Below are 16,108 nucleotides of genomic sequence, written 5' to 3' on the forward strand. Positions count from 1 at the left end.
GTGCGGCCTGCGTGTCCATGACCAGCGCAGCCTACTGGAGCATCCTGTGTCGACGGCCCGGCGCCCGGAAGGACGGCGGGCCGTCGAATGGGGTGGAGGGACGGGCGGGATCCTCAGCCGGCCAGGCGATCCACCAGCAGGACGGCACAGATGACGATCATCATGACACTGCTGAGGCGAGTGACAGCCTGGGCGGCCATAGGCCGGATACTCAGGACCGTGCAAGGTCGCTGCCCGTGATCGCCTAGGCGAACTCGGCGTCAAAGCGTTCCTTCCCGACCTTCTGCGTGAGCGTGGTCAGGTACTTCACCTGCCAGGGTTGGCCGGTTCCGTTTGGTCATGGAGCGGGGGACGCGGCGCCGGCCCCTGCGACGGCAAGGCAGGTGCGCAGGCGCTCGATGTAGGTGTCGAAGTCCTCGTCGGTCTTCCAGCTCTGGTAGGCGGTGCCGGCGGCGGCGAGAGCCACGTTGAGCTGGAGGATCCCGATCATCGCGTCCTCGCCGGAGATCTGAGCCAGGATCCCGTTCGTCTGCCTGGGCAGCCAGGTCGGCCCCTGCGCCGCATGCCAGCGCAAGACCTGGAAGTACGGCCACAGCGGCAGCCCCCCCTCCCGCACGTGTCCGTTTTGCGGCGGGGTGGCTGAGAGAGCGCACACCTGTGCTGTCCGCGTTCACTGCTGGCTGCACTTCTCCAGGTAGATGGACGTGAACACGACGACTTTGGCGCGCAGGGCCCAGGGATCAAAAGGCTTGCTGATGTAATCCACGGCGCCGGCCGCGTATCCGCGGGCGGCGTGCTCCGAGTCCACGCCCATAGCGGTCAGGAAGATGATGGGGACATCTCTGGTGCGGGGGCGGCGTTTGATGTGGGCGCAGGTCTCGTAACCGTCCATCACCGGCATCTGGACGTCCATGATGATGACCGCGAAGTCGTCGTGATCGAGAAGTGCTTTGAGTGCTTCGCGGCCAGAGGTGACGGTGACGAGCTCCTGATCGAGGGTCGCCAGGACCGCGGTCATCGCAAGCAGGTTGTCCGGTTGGTCATCGACGATCAAGATCTTGGGCATGCCATGCGGTACGGCAGGCAGCGGGGGAGCTGGCTTTTCCACGGCTTCCAGCTGGCGCTCGAGGAGGTTGCAGCGATCTTCTGCTGCATCGCGCTGGGCTCGCGCTTCCCTGAGGTCTTCCCCGAGCCGATCCACTTCCAGCTGTAGCGTGTTGCGCTCCTGAAGGAGGCCGGAGATATCGGGGCTGGCTGCGGCAAGCGCATCTGCTCGTCTCTGCTCGGCGCTCCGGTCGACTTCCAGCTGGTTCAGTCGCGTCTCCAGGTCAGCGATGCGTTGCGTCCGGTCCAAGAGCGCGTCTCCCAGGACGTCACCGCGGACGCTTGATCGCCGAGAGACACGATCGGCGTCGGCCAGCTGCTGTTCCAGAAGTTCCATAGCGTGTTTCGGGGAGGACGCGGCGTCTACGGCCGATCCGTACAGCTCACGGACGAACTCGATGGCCTCGGTGGTGACTGCGGTTCCGCGGTGTTCAGCGAGATCCGCGAAGAGGTCGGTGATCACCTGCCATGGGGGTAAGCGGGTGCCATTGAGGTAGCGCGAGAACGTGCCCGGGTCGCGCTGGCGCCGCGCCGCGTAGCGGCGGATGGATACGTGCATCCCTTCGAAGAGTTCTCGAAGGGCCATGGCCAGGGCGCGGGAGGCATCGTTGAGGTCGTCCCCCAGGGGCCGCAGCTCACCCATGGTTCTCTCCCTCTGCAGCGCTGACGGAGCCGTGGGGCCGGGCGGCGTTGCCGTCGGTATCGATGAGACGGTTGAAGAACGGCACCGTCAGCCCGAGGGCAGCAAGGCCCGTAAGGACGCTGCGCGGTGTCCCCTCCCCTGCAAGCGCCGTCAGCGCACCCGTGACCGTGCCTGCGAGCAGTGCCAGCAGAATCACGAGAGTCGATCTCGTCGAAAGTAACGGCTGGTCCACCAAGGTCTCCATTCGTCTGCCTCGCCCGAAAGGCGGGAGGTATCGCCCATCCGGCGGATTGCGGACGGCGGATTACAGAATGACCGACCCCAAAGACGTTGCGGTCCAAGTAGGGGCAATAGGAGCAGCACCGGCCTGCGTTGCAGCTGCCTTCCGGACAGATTGAGGAGCGTCATGCCTGGTCAGCGTTCCATGCTCTCGAACGTTGCCAGGGCGTTGCTCTGCAACACTGCCGTCCTGTGCCAACGCTGCACCGGGTTTCCACTGCCTCCTACGAGGCTCCGGGACCATCCCCGCGAGCGCGAGGAGCTTCGGAGGCTTCTGGGTAGCAACGACAAGAACGTGTACGCATTGGACGCGGCCACCGGTCAGGGCTGTGCCTCATGTCCTGAGCAACCGGCTGATTGCGACACCGAAACGAGAGCGGGTCGCGTCATGAGGCGCGCTGGAGGACCGTTGCTGGGCCGATGACGCGCAGGCCGAACTCAGGGTCAACCACCGTTACCTGCGACGACGCGGCATTCCCCTGCGCAAGATGCTCGGCCGCGATGTGCGCGGCGCATGAGAGAGAGCCCGGGCCACGGCTTTCTTTCGCCACAATCCGAGGCCATGGTCGACTTGCATCGGACCCGCGAGCTGGGCTCCGCCGTCCGGAGCGGCGGGAGGCGGGACACGTCCGCCGATACAGCGGGACCCGGTGTGGCGCTGTGCGAGGCTGGCGGGGCCGGTCATGCAGGCTTGCCTCGCCGGGCTCTACGTCGCGAACTCATTGGAACGGTTCGCCCGGCGACGGCAGGCTGTTGCTGAGAATGTGCGTGGTCTTCCAGGTCCTCACCGACGACGAACAGGCCCTGCTCATGGAGCTCAGCCGCAGGCATCGCGTCCCGGAGAACACCGACACCGATCCGCTTTCGCTGATCGGCCTGGTCCGGTGCCGACCACACGAGTACTAGGCTGACTGTCGCATGGTTTTCTCCTGGCCGTTCGGTTTGAGTGCAGAAGGGTCCATGGGCATGAGCGAAGGGGCGTTGAGCGGTGCTGCGACGTCTCGCTGGGCTCCGGCGGCAGACGAGCTGCCCGACAGCCTCGGTGATCTTTTCGGCCCTGTAGAGGGCGTAGTCACGCTGCCGCTGCATCTGGCGTGGTCGGGGCTGCGTACGTTCGATCTCGGCGATGAGAAACTGCTGCTGGGGATGTACCGGATCGTTCTACTCAATGGCAGGCATGAGGATTACACCCACTACCTCGACGCCTCGCTTCTGGTGGCCTCGTGGCCTGTGCTGCGCAAGATGCTCGGCCGTGGGGTGCGCACCGCGTGGGAGAGCCGGTTCGCCCAGTTGCAGCCGGCAGCTGCCGCGTGACGCTGTCGGGCTTGCCTGAGCATCACAGACGTCTGCTGTCCGACGCGCTTACAGCCGGCCACCGTTACGGACTTGCCCTGATGGGCGGCTATGCGGTGCAGGCTCACGGCATCGTGCACCGGCCCAGCCAGGATCTCGACTTCGCCACACAAGACCCGGCGTCGATGCAGGAGATCGTCGGGCAGCTGGAGGAGGCTCTCAGCGACAAAGGATGGAACATCACCATCATCGACATCGCCCCGCTCAAGGCCCGCTTCCTTGCCACCGACACCATCACAGGGGCCGCCTGCGAGGTGGACCTCCTCAAAGAGGTGCTCTGGCGCCCTCCCGTCGTGATGGACATCGGTCCGGTCCTCGATCTGGACGATCTCATCGGGACGAAGGTGCGGGCTTTGGGAGATCGGGGTCTCGCGCGTGACGCCATGGACGTTCACGCTGCCCGCCACCTCTACAGCATCGGTGAACTGGAGAACCTCGCAGCCAGACGCCCGGAAGAGTTCGACCTCCATGAGCTGCACGACCGGCTGGAGAGCCTGGAGTGGGTCAGCGACGCGGAATTCGAGGCTTATGGCATGGACACCGCTGGCATCACGGAACTACGCCGCTGGGCCCAGAGCTGGCTCGAGGATCTCGCACAACGGCTCGCCGAGATCTATGAAGGCCCCTACGACTACGACCAGTGAACCGTTCCGGGTTCGGTGGAGACTCGATTCCATGAAAGGATCGAGTCATGGCACGTCCCTCCTCCTACCCCGCTGAGCTGCGCAAACGAGCGGTTCGTATGGTAGCCGAAGTCCGTGGGGACTATCCGAACGAGTCGGCCGCGTTGCGGGCGGTGGCTCAAACGCTCGGTATCGGTTCCGCCGAGACGCTGCGCAACTGGGTCAAGCGGGACAAGATCGACTCCGGTCAGCGTCCGGGGACGACCACGGAGGAGTCCGCGGCGATGAAGGCGCTGAAGAAGGAGAACGCCGAGCTGAAGCGGGCCAACGAGATCCTGAAGGCTGCGGCGTCTTTCTTCGCGGCCGAGCTCGACCGGCCACACACACGCTCGTAGCGTTCATCGACGAGCACAAGGACCGCTTCGGCGGCGTCGAGCCGATCTGCCGGGTCCTGACCGACCACGACTGCAAGATCGCACCGTCCACCTACTACGCCCACCACAAACGCCAGGCCGCACCCGCGGCCCGCACCGTCCGCGACGCCGAGCTGAAGACCCTGATCACTCAGGCGTACGAGGCCAACTACCGCGTCTACGGCGCCCGGAAGATCTGGCGGCACCTGAACCGGCAGAACGTTGTGGTGGCCCGCTGCACCGTCGAACGCCTCATGCGTGACCTCGGTATCACCGGAGCGGTCCGCGGCAAGAAGGTGATCACCACGATCCCCGATGCGAGTGCCCAGCGGGCCCCGGACCTGGTGGACCGTGACTTCGTCGCCCCGGCCCCGAACCGCTGCTGGGTCGCCGATTTCACCCACGTCGCCACCTTCGCCGGCGTCGTCTGCGTGGCCTTCGTCGTGGACACCTTCTCCCGCCGCATCGTCGGCTGGTCGGCAGCCACCTCGAAGGAGACACGCCTCGTCCTGGACGCCCTGGAGATGGCTCTGTGGCAACGCGACCGCGACCAAAACCCGCACCAGAAAGGCGAGTTGATACATCACAGCGATGCCGGGTCGCAATACACGTCGTTCGCGCTCGCCGAACACCTCGACCGGGCCGGCATCGCCGCGTCGATCGGATCGGTCGGCGACGCCTACGACAATGCCCTGATGGAGTCCACGATCGGACTCTTCAAGACCGAGCTGATCAAGCCCCGCCGGCCTTGGAGAACACTGTCCGAGGTCGAGCTGGCCACCGCCGAGTGGGTCGACTGGTACTGCCACCGCCGACTCCACGGTGAAATAGGGCACATCCCACCCGCCGAATACGGCCAACCACTACCGAGCAATCACGAAACCCCAGGTCACAACCACAAGCTGAGGTCTCTACCGAACCCGGAACGGTTCACCACGACCGGCAACTCCAGGAACGTGAGGCGGTGGGGACGGGCTGGCAGGACAGCGGCTACGTCTTCACCCGACCCGACGGAGCCCCGGTCGAAGGGTCCACCCTCACCCAGCACTTCAACACCCTGCTCCGCCAGGCCAGACTCCGCCGCATCCGGTTCCACGACCTCCGCCACTCGACCGCCACCCTCCTCCTGGGACAGGGAGTGGAACTCGTCGTGATCAAGGAGCTGTTGGGCCACGCCCCCATCGGCTTCACCGCCACCGTCTACGCCCACGTCCAGCTCCGCCTCCAACGCGACGCCATCGACCTCCTCGGCCACGCGCTCCGCAACCCCACCGAGACCACCGGGAAACCCGAAGACAGCGACGAACCACCACTCGCCGGAGCCACCGTCCGCTGACGTTGCCGTCAACTACTGCCGTCACCCCACCCAGACGCCCCACCAGATGCCATCTGGCGGGGCGTCCTATTTACTCGCGCACACGCCCCCAAAGTCAGCAAGTGGCGAGATCTACGCGGAATTCGCGCATTAGTCCCACAATCGAATCCAGGAAGGCGCGATCAAGAGATTCTTGAGACGCCTGAAAGTTCCGCCAAATAATCCTCGCCGGAGGTCCCTCGCCGAAACCCGAAGAAATACAGTCCGCGAGAGCGTCAAGATTCGATCCAAAGTACCCGCCTGGGCCATTAACCGCCTCACCCAATGCGCAGTAGAACCCCGACTTCGTCGAAATTTGTCCACCATCCAAGTGGACAACCTCTTCCACTCCATAGCGAGCAGCCCTACGGTTCGTAGCAAACCAGGAATTCTGAACGACGTGCAGCAATGCACCCTGATAGTTCGTCGGCCACCGAAGCCAACCGGCGGCGACACCCCGCCCCCGGCCTGGGCAACCGCCGAACTGCTCACCGACGCCATCCGCACGGCCGCAGCCAAGGTCCGGGTCGACGCCCCACCCTCGACGGTCGAGCGCACACCTTCACCTTTGGCCGCCAACTCGACGTCCGCACCATCCGCTCCGCCGACTTCAACGACGGCCAGGAGCTGACCGAGCCCGCCGTAGCGGCGTACATCGCCAAGTACGCCACCAAGGGCGCCGAGACGGCCACGGGAGCTCTCGACCGCCCCCTGAAGTTCGCCGCCGAACTCGCCCAGCTCGACATCAGCGACCACGCCCGCCGTCTCATCCGCACCGCCTGGACCCTCGGCGCCCGCAAAGACCTGGAACACCTCCGCCTGCGCGCCTGGGCCCACATGCTCGGCTTCCGCGGCCACTTCTCCACCAAGTCCCGCCGCTACTCCACCACCCTCGGCGCCCTCCGCGACGCCCGCGCCGAATGGCGCCGCGCACAAGGAGCAGCCACCACACCCGACAGCGGACCCGAGACGACGTACGTCCTCGCCCACTGGGTCTTCGCCGGCACCGGCCTCTCCGACGCCGAAGCCTGGCTGGCCGCATCCATCGAACCCGCCCCCGGAACGGAAGGAGAACCCACCCATGCCTGACAAAGAGCTGCTGACCGTCCCGGACGTCATGGCCCGGCTCAAGCTCGGCCGCTCCACGGTCTACAACCTGATCCGCTCCCGGCGGCTTCCTTCAATCACCATCGGCCGCGCTCGCCGTATCCCCTCCATCGCACTCGACGACTACATACAGCGTCACCTGGAAGAGGCCGCCTGATGACCGCACCCAAGCGCAAGAGCCGCGCCAACGGCGAAGGCACCATCTACCAGCGCAAGGACGGCCGCTGGGAAGCCGCCGGCTACGTCCTCGCCGCCGACGGCACCCGCAAACGCGTCCGCGTCTACGGCACCACCCGCAGAGAGGCGGCCGACAAACTCACCGAAAAGATCGCCAACAGCAACCGCGGCCTCCCCGTCGCCACCGCCGACAGCACCCTCGGCGACTACCTGACCTACTGGCTGAATGGCGTCGCTGTCCACCGGCTTCGGGAGAACACTCACGTCCGATACGCCGCCTGTGTCCGCCTCCACCTCATGCCCGGCCTCGGCACCAAGAAGGTCGCACGGCTGACCGCCAAAGACGTGCGCACCTTCCTCGACCGCCTGCGCGCCACTTGCCAGTGCTGCACCCAAGGGCTGGACGCCGAACGGAAGGCCTGCTGCGCGGTCGGCGAGTGCTGCCAGAAGCAGTTGTCCGCTCTGACCGTGACCTACGTGCACTCGGTGCTCAAGTCGGCACTGGAACACGCCGTCCGCGAAGACGAGCTGCCCCGCAACGTCGCCCGGAACGTGAGGGCCACCGCACCTCGTCCTCGGCGATTCCGACCGTTCACCGCAACCGAAGCCCGCCAGTTCCTCGACGCAGCCCGCGCCGACCGACTGCACGCGCTGTACGCACTCGCCCTGCGCACCGGACTCCGCAAAGGCGAACTCCTCGGCCTCCACTGGGAAGACCTCGACCTCAGCAACGGAACTGCCAGCATCCGCCGTTCGCTCCAGCGCACCCGAACCGGCGGCCTCACGCATCTGCCCACCAAGACCCTGGCGTCCGAGCGCCGGATCGCGCTCCCGACCGAGTGCATCCGCTCTCTCAAGGAGCACAGGCAGCAGCAGGACAAGGAGCGTGAGATCGCAGGCTCAGCTTGGAGAGACAGCGGTCTCGTCTTCACCACGCCGACTGGACGGCCTCTCGACCCGGCCAACCTCACACGCCGCTTCCGCAGCTTCCTCGACCGGGCCGGGCTCCGCCGCATCCGCTTCCACGACCTCCGCCACTCGACCGCCACGCTGCTCCTGGAACAAGGCGTCGACCTCGTCGTGATCAAGGAACTCCTCGGCCACGCCCACATCGGCGTCACCGCCGGCGTCTACGCCCACGTACGCCTCCGACTCCAGCGTGACGCCATCGATGCCCTGGGCCACGCCCTTGGCGGCCAGGACGACGACCTTGACGACCCACCTGCCACGGCCGTCGTCCGCTGATGTTGCCGTCAGCGTTGCCGTCAGAGCGGGCTCGCGTGTCACAGAAACAGTTTTCGTGACACGCGAGTCCACTCTTATTCGCCTATTAGCGAATTAGAACTCCCACATCAGGCAGATGACTCACACCTGAAATAGGGTTTCGCTTGCATCAGCTACTGCATTTCCTCACCCATCGCGATGAGAGCCCCACGGGCAGCGTTAACTACATCATCCCATGCCCGCGTTTGGATGATTTCCGCATCACACGATGACGATACAGAAATTGCGCGATCCATCACCGAATTCAGTGCCTGCATAGCTGCAACTTCCTCTTCATCGACGAGGACGAAACCCAGCCTCCCGCGTGGTTCCGTGAGAACTCCAGAGTCATCGAAGAAATCTAGCGCCTCATCGAGGCCGGATTTACCTGGATCCCTCGACATCCAGTTCTCCTCCTGCCAACCCTTGTCACTCAGCCTGACCAGCCAGTCGATCAACTGAGCGCGGATCCAAGGAGTCTCCAGTTCAGCGACCTTAGGGGGCATTCCAGCTCCTCCACGTCTGCCACTCACTAAGGGGAACATGGGCTTCCACTGGGTAATCCTGAATTCTTGCCCCAGCCGGAAGCAACTGGCCCCCTCTGCCAACGATCCTGCCACCCGAGTTGATTATGACGTGATCAACCTGCTGACTACCCCACTGCGAATTGGGGTCCCCCCTATCGATACGAACACCGTCCTGGCCCTTGGGAGCCCGCCACACAAAACCTTGCTTACTATCGTTCTTCTTGAACTTCTTGGTCATGTTGGGGCCAGACCAGCCACTGGGGACTTTCCCGGTTCCATACGGGAACCACCCCGGCCCGATCTCCGGGCAACCTCCAGAATTATGGACGAGTACCGGTGTGGCCCCAGCCAGCACATAGTACGTGTGGAGGTCTTCGACGGTGAGATTCCAGCGGTTGCCGTCACCGGGTGTGGGGTCTATGGAGACGACGTACGCATGTTGGTCGGTGGAGGTATTGAGGATGTCGCCGCGGTAGAGCTTGCCGGCGGGGACCCAGGTGTGGGTGGTGTCGTCCCAGAAGGGATGGTTGGTGGTGGTGTGGAGGGTGGCGGTCTGGCCGTCCTCGCTGCGGATGGTGAGGTCGAGCAAGTCGTAGTCGTGGTTGATCAACACGTGCTGGACCGTGCGGGCACCCACGTGCTTGCCAGTCGCTTGATCGGCTGCTTCGACCTTGTCGCCAAGCTCGATCTTTCCGATGGGCTTTGTTTTTCCACCCTCCATTAGTACTGGCGTGTCTGGCGAGAAGCTGCAGGCCGACGCCCGGGATCCAACGGGCTCTCCGATTCTGACCCCTTCGCCGGCAGCCAAAGCCGTGACGAATTCGTCGCCCAGCTCGACTGTTCGTTCCCATATGCGAGCGTCCTTGTCGCATTCCGGGTTCGCGATGCAGTAGGTGGCGGCGATTTCCTTTGCCCCCGCTACGTCGTCCGGGTGCTCGAGATAGTAGGCATATGCGTGATTGCAGGCGAGGCGGCCATAGCAAACCGTTTCGGGTTGACCGAAGACATTTGTCTGGGGAGTCCAGTAACCGCCCGCAGTAGATGAGAGTTTGTTACTTCCGAACGCATAGTATTGACTGCCTACGAGACTTGCGTCGTTCGACGACGGGGTTGTGGAGGCAACATACATCTGCTGAATAACGGTCGTGCTGTTACTCGGGGTGCTGCCTGAACCGACGTAGTCGCGCATCGCAGCGTCGGTGCTGGCCTTGTTGCCTGGCGTGGAGTTGAGGCAGGACGGGCAGTTGCGTGTGGGGCAGTCGGGACCCGCGCAGAGTCCGGAGGGATCGCTCTTGGTGACGGGGTTGCCGGCGGCGTAAGAGTAGCCGGCGAGTTGTTGGTCGTCGGTGGCTTCGAAAAGGGGGTCGAGGCTGATGAAGCGGCCGAGGGTGGGGTCGTATTGGCGGGCGCCGAGTTGGGTGAGGCCGGTGTTGGTGTTGTCGGGAGCGTCCAGGAAACCGCGGTTGTCGATCCAGCTGACGGTGGTGCCGCGGGGGGCGCCGTAGGGGGTGAATTGGCGCCAGGTGGGGGTCTGGGCGGTGTTGTCGAGGTACAGGCCGCTGGTGCCGTGGGGGTCGCTGATCTGGAATTTGTAGTTGGTGCCGGTGCCGGTGCGGACGACGGTGCCGCCGCCGGGCAGGGGGAGGTAGCGGACGCCGGTGGTGGTGGTTCCGGTGAGGGTGAGTTGTTCGCCGGGCAGGTAGAGGGTGGTGCTGGTGGGGTCGGTCTGGAGCAGGACGTTGCCGTCGGCGTCGTAGATGTAGCCGCTGGTTCCGGTCTTGCCGCCGCTGACCTGGGTGAGCTGCCCGGCGTCGTTCCAGGTCAGTGTCTGGCTGCCTGAGGCGAGGGTGTTGCGGGTGGTGGTGTTGCCGCTCTTGTCGTAGGTGTAGCTGGTGGTGGCGGTGCTGGCCCCGCTGGCCTGGGTGGAGGCCAGGGCGTGAGCCTGGACGGTGGCGTTGCCGTTGTAGTCGTAGGTGTAGCTGGTGGTGGTGTCGCTGCCGCCGGTGGTGGAGTGTTCGATCTGGTGCTGGCGTTGTCCGAGGACGTCGAAGTCCCAGCTGGTCCAGTACGCCGTGCCGCCGGTGAGCGGGTCGCCGACTTGGGCGTGGGCGCTCGTGGTGGGAACTGCGCCGCAGTCGTCGGTGGCGGTCCATGCCTGGGTGAGCCGGTCGAGTTCGTCGTACTGGTAGCACTGGGTTTCAGGGGCTGCGGTGGCGCCCAGGCGGGTGGTGACCTGCTTTGTCGTGTTGCCTGCGAGGTCGTGGGTGTAGTTCTGCTCGTCGACCTTCGCCGGTGTGGTGGAGCGCGTCACCAGCTGGTCGGTGAGCGCTCCTGTGTGCGGGTCGTAAGCGTTGGTGATGTAGGCCAGGTTCGTGCCCATGCCCAGGGTTTCCTGGAGGACCTGACCGTAGGCGGTGTAGGTGGTGTTCTGGGCGTAGCCGTAGGAGGTGGTGGACAGGCCGGCAGGCAGGTCCAGGCCGGCGCGGTAGGTGTGGGTGGTGATTTCGTTGGGCAGGCCGCCGCCGAGGGGGTAGTTGTCGGTGTAGAGCAGGCCTGTGTCGGGGCTGTAGGTGTGGCGGAAGGTGTAGGTTTTGCCGCCCAGTGCGCCGTGGACGGCTGGGATGGTGATGGATTCGCCGAGTGATTCGCCGAAGGTGTTGAAGGCCAGTTGCTGGGTGGTGTAGGTGTTGCCGGCGTTGTAGGAGGTGGCGGTGGTTCTTTGGCCGATCGGGTTGGTGACGCCGGAGACGGCGTTGTCGTTGTCGTAGGTCCAGGCGGCCGTCTGGTTGCCGCTGGCGCCGGGAGCTTGAGCAGCGACCGTAGAGGCGTACTGGCCCGTCTGGCGGTTGAGGACGTCGTAGGTGTAGGAGACGCTCTTGCCGCGGGCGTCCGTTGTCTGGGTGAGGTGGCCGGCTGCGTCGTAGACCATGCTGGTGGTACCGGCGTCCGGGTCGGTCTTGGTTGTGGCGCGGCCGAGCAGGTCGTAGACGGTGGTCCAGGTGCTGCCCTTGGCGGTCACGGTGTTCTGTTTTCCGTGCCCGTCGTAGCCGTAGGTGATGGCGTTAAAGGTGCCGCCGCTGATGGAGTACAGGCCGGTGAAGGTGTTGAGCGGGGTGCTCAGCGTCGGCCGGGCGCTGTAGGAGTCGACCTCGGACGTGCGGCCCAAAGGATCGGTCCGGGTGGTCTTGACCGTGCCGCCGGCCGGCGGGATGACCGTCGTGGCGTCCCCGCTGTAGACGGTGGTGGTCTGTTCCTTGAGCACCGAGTACTGCTCGGAGCTACCGACGACCACGCGGCCCAGACCGTCGAAGGTGAAGCGGTCCTGGCTGGGGATCTGGGAGTCCTGCGCGGAGGCCGGTGAAAGCGCCGGGAGGGTGTCAGGGTCCCAGTAGGCGTTGTTCTGTTTCCACACCCAGCCGTGCGAGTCGTAGAACGACTCGGCGATCATTCGGCCGCCCTGCGGGGTCGGCGCCTGCGTCTGCCGCGGCCGGCCGAGCGAGTCGATGAGGGAGTAGGAGGTGATGTAGCCCAGGGAGTCGTTCAGCGTGTCGGTGGTGGTGCCCGACTGGCTGGTCTGGGAGACCGTGTAGGTGTACTTGGTGTCGGCCGCAGCGGTGGTGGGCCGGCTGTGCTGCCACACCTCGGTGGTGCGTCCGAGCGCGTCGTAGTGGACGGCGGTGGCGATCCCGTTGGGGTCGGTGGTGGTGAGGATGAGGCCGCGGGTGGGGTCCGAGGTGGTCTTTGCGGTCTGGTTCTTGGCGTTGGTGATCGTCGTGCCGGTGGTCAGGCCGGCACTGTCCACGATGTAACCCGCGGTGGTTTTGTTGCCGCCTGCGTCGTAGCTGTCGGCGGGCCGGCCGTAGGCGTCATAGGTGGCGCGGGTCTGGGTCTGCCAGGTGAACGTGCCTGCGCTGTAGCCCGAGGCCTGCCGGGTCATGGTGATTTCGCCCTTGGTGGGCGCGGTGGCTTGTGGGAAGGCGGTGGCGAAGGCGGTGTCGTCGTAGTGCGTCCTCGTTGCGGAGACCACCTGGTCCGGGCGGGTGACGCTGGTGGGTGCGGTGAGGGTGTTGAGGGTTTTCGGCACGGTGGCCGGGGTGTTCTGGCTGAATCCCGCGCAGGCGACCGAGTCGGTCTCCTGCGCGGCTGTCAGTCCGACCAGGTTGGCGGTCGTGTTGGCCTTGGCGTAGGTGATCGCGGTGCACTGGTCGTAGGCGGCGACGGCGGGCACGGTGTGGGTGTAGCTGTAGGTCAGCAGTCCGAAGTTGTCGTCTGTGACGGTGGCGTCGTAGGTGTTGTCGGTTTCCGTGACACGCCAGGTAGTGGTGCCGCTGTTGGTGATCGCCTGGCGGCTCCAGTTTTCCGCGGTGTTGGTGGCGTGGGCGGTCAGGGCGGGCATGCCGGTGCGGGCGCGGGTGGCTGTGGGGGCGGAGATCCAGTAGGAGGTGACGGTGGAGTTGTCCACGCTGCCGCCGACGCCGGTGTACGCGGTGGTCTCCAGTGCGTTGCCCGCCAGTTGGTTGCTGTCGGTGTGCGCGCCGCCCTGGGAGTCGGTCACGTTCACCGTGCGGCGGCTGGACGAGGTCAGCCAGTCGTCGTCCATGCCGCGGTAGTAGGAGGTGACCGATTTGGTCTGGGGGTCGTTGGAGCCGTTGCCGCTGCGGGTTTCCACGCTTGCGTAGCCGCGGAACTGGCCCCAGGTGCGGTACTTGGCTTTGACGACCTCGTTGTCGTCGTGGTGCCAGGCGGCGCCGCCGTTGTAGAGGTAGTTCGTCTGTTTGGCGAGCGCGCCGCCGGTGCTGTCGGTTTCCAGGACCTGGGTGACGGCGTACTTGTGGAACCAGTCGGTGACCGGGTTGAGGTAGTCCTTGGGGGTCCAGGACACCGGGTAGCAGGACTTGGTGTTGGTCTTGGGGTCCGCGCTGGCCACGTAGGTGGTGGTGCAGGCGTCCGGCAGGTCGTAGCTGACGGTGGTCAGGCCGCCCAGTTCGTTGGTGATGCCGGAGATGCGGTAGCGGTACAGGCCGGGGAAGTTGGAGGTGTCGACCCGGTTTTTCAGGTCCACGCCGGCGAATTTGATATCCGGCAGTGTGATCGGGGAGGTGGAGCCGCCGGCGGTGGTGTCGTTGCCTTCGCGGGTGATCGAGGACAGCCAGAGGGTGGGTGAGGTGCCGTCGCCGGTGGCGGGCTCGCTCTGGTGCAGGGTGTAGGTGTCGATCGCCTGGTACTTGGCGGCCGCGACGCTGTACTGCTGGACCTTGATCGAGGCCAGTCGGACGGTGGAGAAGAACGAGGGTGATTGCGCGGCGCAGGTGGCCCCCGAGGCGCACACGAAGTCGAAGGGCACGTCCGGGTACTGGCTGGCGGCGGTGCTCGCCGACAGCGGGTCGCACGTGGCCAGAGTGCAGCGCGCGGCGGTGGTGAAGACGACCTGGTCGGGGACCGTGCCGTAGGCGCCGCCGTCGCGGAAGCCGTAGTCGATCCGGGACAGGTGGGAGTCGCGGACGTAGGAGACGTTATGGGCGCCGTTTTCCTCGCCGTAGTAGTTGGTGTCCTGGGCGTAGTAGTACGCCATGGCGTTGGCGTGTGTGTCGACGACGTAGTCCAGGTGCCACTTGTACGCCATGGTGCACACCGAGGCACTGAACCCGGACGAGCTGTAGCAGGGGTCGCCGGAGTGCGCGGAGTACACCGGGGCAGTGTCCACGGACTTGGTCGTGGCCTTGCCGGAGGCCCAGCCGGGCAGCTGATTGCGGCCGAAGTAGTACTGGGTGCCGGACCGGTCGGTGACGATCCAGTAATCGGTGTTGTAGGTACCGGACCCGTTGTTCGCATTGGTGACGTGCTTGACGGTCGAGCCGTTGTCCTGGGCCAGCTTCCAGGTTCCGTCGCTGTCATTCTTCACCAGGGCGGTGGACGATCCGCCCAGTGCCAGGCTCAGGATCGATCCGTCATAGCACTTGTCCCCGCTGGAAACCGGCGAGGCAGTGCCCTCCGGCGAGTCGGAACAGGAGGTGAAGCTCTGCTCGATGGAGGAGTCGGGTGTAGACCAGCCGTCGCCCACCCAGGAGGACTGGGCCTGGGTGGAGGATGTCTGCCCGTCGACCGAGCCCGAGTCGTAGGCCAGGCCCACTGAGGGCTTCAGCAGTCCCGAAGAGGGCGCCAGGCTGATGGGGTAGTTGTAGGTGAACGAGCCCGACGAGTTGCCACCCGTCCACGACCCGGACGGTGCGAGGGTGGTCGCGTCGTAGCTGCCGGCCGCACCGCCTTCCGTGGTGCTGGATGCGGTCGCGGCCAGCACCATCAGCTCGCCGCTGCTGGCGGTGCCCAACGTCGGGGAGGCGCTGTACGAGGCCGGGACGGCAGCCGTGTCAGGGGATGCTGAGGCCTTTGAGGGGGATGTCTGTGGCGGGGATCCCTGCAAGGTCAGGGTGGTGGTCAGTTCGTCGGCCGCGGGGTCCCGGTCTGTAGGGAGGGGGCTCTGGGTGCGGCAGGCGGCTCGCTGTGGGGTGGTCAGGGCGCAGGCGGGGAGTTTGACCAGGTGCATGCGGTCGGCGTAGTTGCCGCCGTAAGCCTGTGCGAAGGCGTTGTAGTCCAGGCCCAGTTGTACTTTCCCGCTGCCGCCGGCGGTCGGCTGGGCAACGAGGACGAGCCCGCTCACACCGAGCTTGGTGGCGTCCTGGTGGGGCAGGACGCGCACCGAGACGCCGTTGGGTCCCTGGTAGGAGCCCTTGGCCGGGCTCACCGCACGGACCCACACGGGCGTGCCGGCGGCCGGTGACTTTGTCCCTTGCTTCGCGCCGGTAGGCGGCGCGGCCAGCGTGGCGGTGCCGGTCACCGCGGCCGGCCAGGTGGCCTTGGCCGGGCGGAAGGTCTGTTTGGTCTGGTCTTTGACCTTCAGCTTGCGCGGGGTGAGTGTCCTGACGTCCTTCACCGACGGAGCCTGCTGCACCGCGGGTGCGCCAGCTCGGGTCGGGGTGTCCGCGGCTGCGGGGACTGCGGTCGGCGCGGCCAGGGCCAGCGCCACCACCATGGCGCCGACGATCCGTTGCCGAGCGCCGATACGGCGCACGTTGTGTCTCAGCCGAGCTGTCCTGGACATGATCGATCCCCCCCACTTGCCCCATAAGCAGGCACGACGGCCCTCCACACCTTGATCAAGATGTGGCTGCGCGGGCGACTATCGCAGAGCAGGAGAGCCGCCGGACAGTAATCAATTCCGACAAATCTTCACAATCAGAAGCCAAGGATTTGTAAAGCTTGCCGTC

Annotated in this window: 11 protein-coding genes and 3 pseudogenes; 8 read left to right on the forward strand and 6 right to left on the reverse strand. The window is 65.6% G+C overall.

Annotated features, from left to right (window positions below):
- Window positions 1-337: 337 nt before the first annotated feature.
- The 3 genes from AOQ37_RS34795 to AOQ37_RS34805 are packed head-to-tail and all read right to left on the reverse strand — an operon-like array spanning window position 338 to window position 1,991.
- On the reverse strand, window positions 338-616 hold the full coding sequence (locus AOQ37_RS34795; protein ID WP_062650611.1) for a hypothetical protein: 279 nt from the start codon (window positions 614-616) through the stop codon (window positions 338-340).
- Between the two features lie 54 nt (window positions 617-670).
- Complete coding sequence (locus AOQ37_RS34800; protein ID WP_062650613.1) at window positions 671-1,747, reverse strand: response regulator; 1,077 nt, start codon at window positions 1,745-1,747, stop codon at window positions 671-673.
- On the reverse strand, window positions 1,740-1,991 hold the full coding sequence (locus AOQ37_RS34805) for a hypothetical protein (protein WP_107085380.1): 252 nt from the start codon (window positions 1,989-1,991) through the stop codon (window positions 1,740-1,742). Before AOQ37_RS34805 ends, AOQ37_RS34800 begins: the two co-directional genes overlap by 8 nt.
- 803 nt (window positions 1,992-2,794) lie before the next feature.
- On the opposite strand from AOQ37_RS34805, the gene AOQ37_RS40600 reads away from it, so the two are divergent.
- The 5 genes and pseudogenes from AOQ37_RS40600 to AOQ37_RS34830 form a co-directional block, all read left to right on the forward strand.
- Window positions 2,795-2,932 carry a hypothetical protein gene (locus tag AOQ37_RS40600; RefSeq protein ID WP_159401415.1) on the forward strand — a complete coding sequence of 46 codons (138 nt, stop codon included), beginning with the start codon at window positions 2,795-2,797 and terminating at the stop codon, window positions 2,930-2,932.
- 12 nt (window positions 2,933-2,944) lie between these two features.
- A complete protein-coding gene (locus AOQ37_RS34810; RefSeq protein WP_234437107.1) occupies window positions 2,945-3,340 on the forward strand; it encodes a hypothetical protein in 396 nt (131 codons plus the stop codon).
- Window positions 3,341-3,351: 11 nt separating this feature from the next.
- Entirely contained in the window at window positions 3,352-4,023 is a 672-nt protein-coding gene (locus tag AOQ37_RS34815) for a nucleotidyl transferase AbiEii/AbiGii toxin family protein (protein WP_062650858.1), read from the forward strand.
- A gap of 47 nt (window positions 4,024-4,070) precedes the next feature.
- Window positions 4,071-5,266: pseudogene (locus AOQ37_RS39250) on the forward strand (IS3 family transposase); the annotation flags it as partial.
- Window positions 5,267-5,346: 80 nt separating this feature from the next.
- A pseudogene (locus tag AOQ37_RS34830) lies at window positions 5,347-5,751 on the forward strand (tyrosine-type recombinase/integrase); the annotation flags it as partial.
- Between the two features lie 94 nt (window positions 5,752-5,845).
- Here the strand turns inward: AOQ37_RS34830 and AOQ37_RS39255 are convergent.
- Window positions 5,846-6,118, reverse strand: a complete 273-nt coding sequence (locus tag AOQ37_RS39255) for a barstar family protein (protein ID WP_234437108.1) — start codon at window positions 6,116-6,118, stop codon at window positions 5,846-5,848.
- Between the two features lie 90 nt (window positions 6,119-6,208).
- Between AOQ37_RS39255 and AOQ37_RS34835 the strand changes: the two are divergent.
- From AOQ37_RS34835 to AOQ37_RS34845, 3 genes and pseudogenes are all read left to right on the forward strand, one after another.
- Window positions 6,209-6,858: pseudogene (locus tag AOQ37_RS34835) on the forward strand (replication initiator); the annotation flags it as partial.
- Window positions 6,851-7,033 (forward strand): helix-turn-helix domain-containing protein, encoded by a 183-nt coding sequence (locus AOQ37_RS34840; RefSeq protein WP_062650622.1) that lies wholly within the window; start codon window positions 6,851-6,853, stop codon window positions 7,031-7,033. The pseudogene AOQ37_RS34835 and the gene AOQ37_RS34840, both read left to right, overlap by 8 nt.
- Entirely contained in the window at window positions 7,033-8,298 is a 1,266-nt protein-coding gene (locus AOQ37_RS34845) for a tyrosine-type recombinase/integrase (RefSeq protein WP_062650624.1), read from the forward strand. Before AOQ37_RS34840 ends, AOQ37_RS34845 begins: the two co-directional genes overlap by 1 nt.
- A 152-nt stretch (window positions 8,299-8,450) precedes the next feature.
- On the opposite strand, the gene AOQ37_RS34850 is transcribed toward AOQ37_RS34845, so the two are convergent.
- Both AOQ37_RS34850 and AOQ37_RS34855 read right to left on the reverse strand, forming a co-directional pair.
- Window positions 8,451-8,822: an SCO4402 family protein gene (locus AOQ37_RS34850; protein ID WP_062650626.1), complete on the reverse strand. Its 372-nt coding sequence runs from the start codon at window positions 8,820-8,822 to the stop codon at window positions 8,451-8,453.
- Entirely contained in the window at window positions 8,812-15,942 is a 7,131-nt protein-coding gene (locus tag AOQ37_RS34855) for a polymorphic toxin-type HINT domain-containing protein (RefSeq protein WP_159401416.1), read from the reverse strand. Before AOQ37_RS34855 ends, AOQ37_RS34850 begins: the two co-directional genes overlap by 11 nt.
- Window positions 15,943-16,108: the final 166 nt, after the last annotated feature.

This window comes from Streptomyces maremycinicus, from assembly GCF_001184025.1.
GTDB lineage: Bacteria > Actinomycetota > Actinomycetes > Streptomycetales > Streptomycetaceae > Streptomyces > Streptomyces maremycinicus.

Excerpts from the sequence above, each read along its gene's own strand:
- AOQ37_RS34840 (WP_062650622.1), top strand. The coding sequence starts at position 6,851 with ATGCCTGACAAAGAGCTGCTGACCGTCCCGGACGTCATGGCCCGGCTC.
- AOQ37_RS34845 (WP_062650624.1), top strand. The coding sequence starts at position 7,033 with ATGACCGCACCCAAGCGCAAGAGCCGCGCCAACGGCGAAGGCACCATC.
- AOQ37_RS34850 (WP_062650626.1), bottom strand. The coding sequence starts at position 8,822 with ATGCCCCCTAAGGTCGCTGAACTGGAGACTCCTTGGATCCGCGCTCAG.
- AOQ37_RS34805 (WP_107085380.1), bottom strand. The coding sequence starts at position 1,991 with ATGGAGACCTTGGTGGACCAGCCGTTACTTTCGACGAGATCGACTCTC.
- AOQ37_RS34800 (WP_062650613.1), bottom strand. The coding sequence starts at position 1,747 with ATGGGTGAGCTGCGGCCCCTGGGGGACGACCTCAACGATGCCTCCCGC.
- AOQ37_RS34855 (WP_159401416.1), bottom strand. The coding sequence starts at position 15,942 with ATGTCCAGGACAGCTCGGCTGAGACACAACGTGCGCCGTATCGGCGCT.
- AOQ37_RS34810 (WP_234437107.1), top strand. The coding sequence starts at position 2,945 with ATGGTTTTCTCCTGGCCGTTCGGTTTGAGTGCAGAAGGGTCCATGGGC.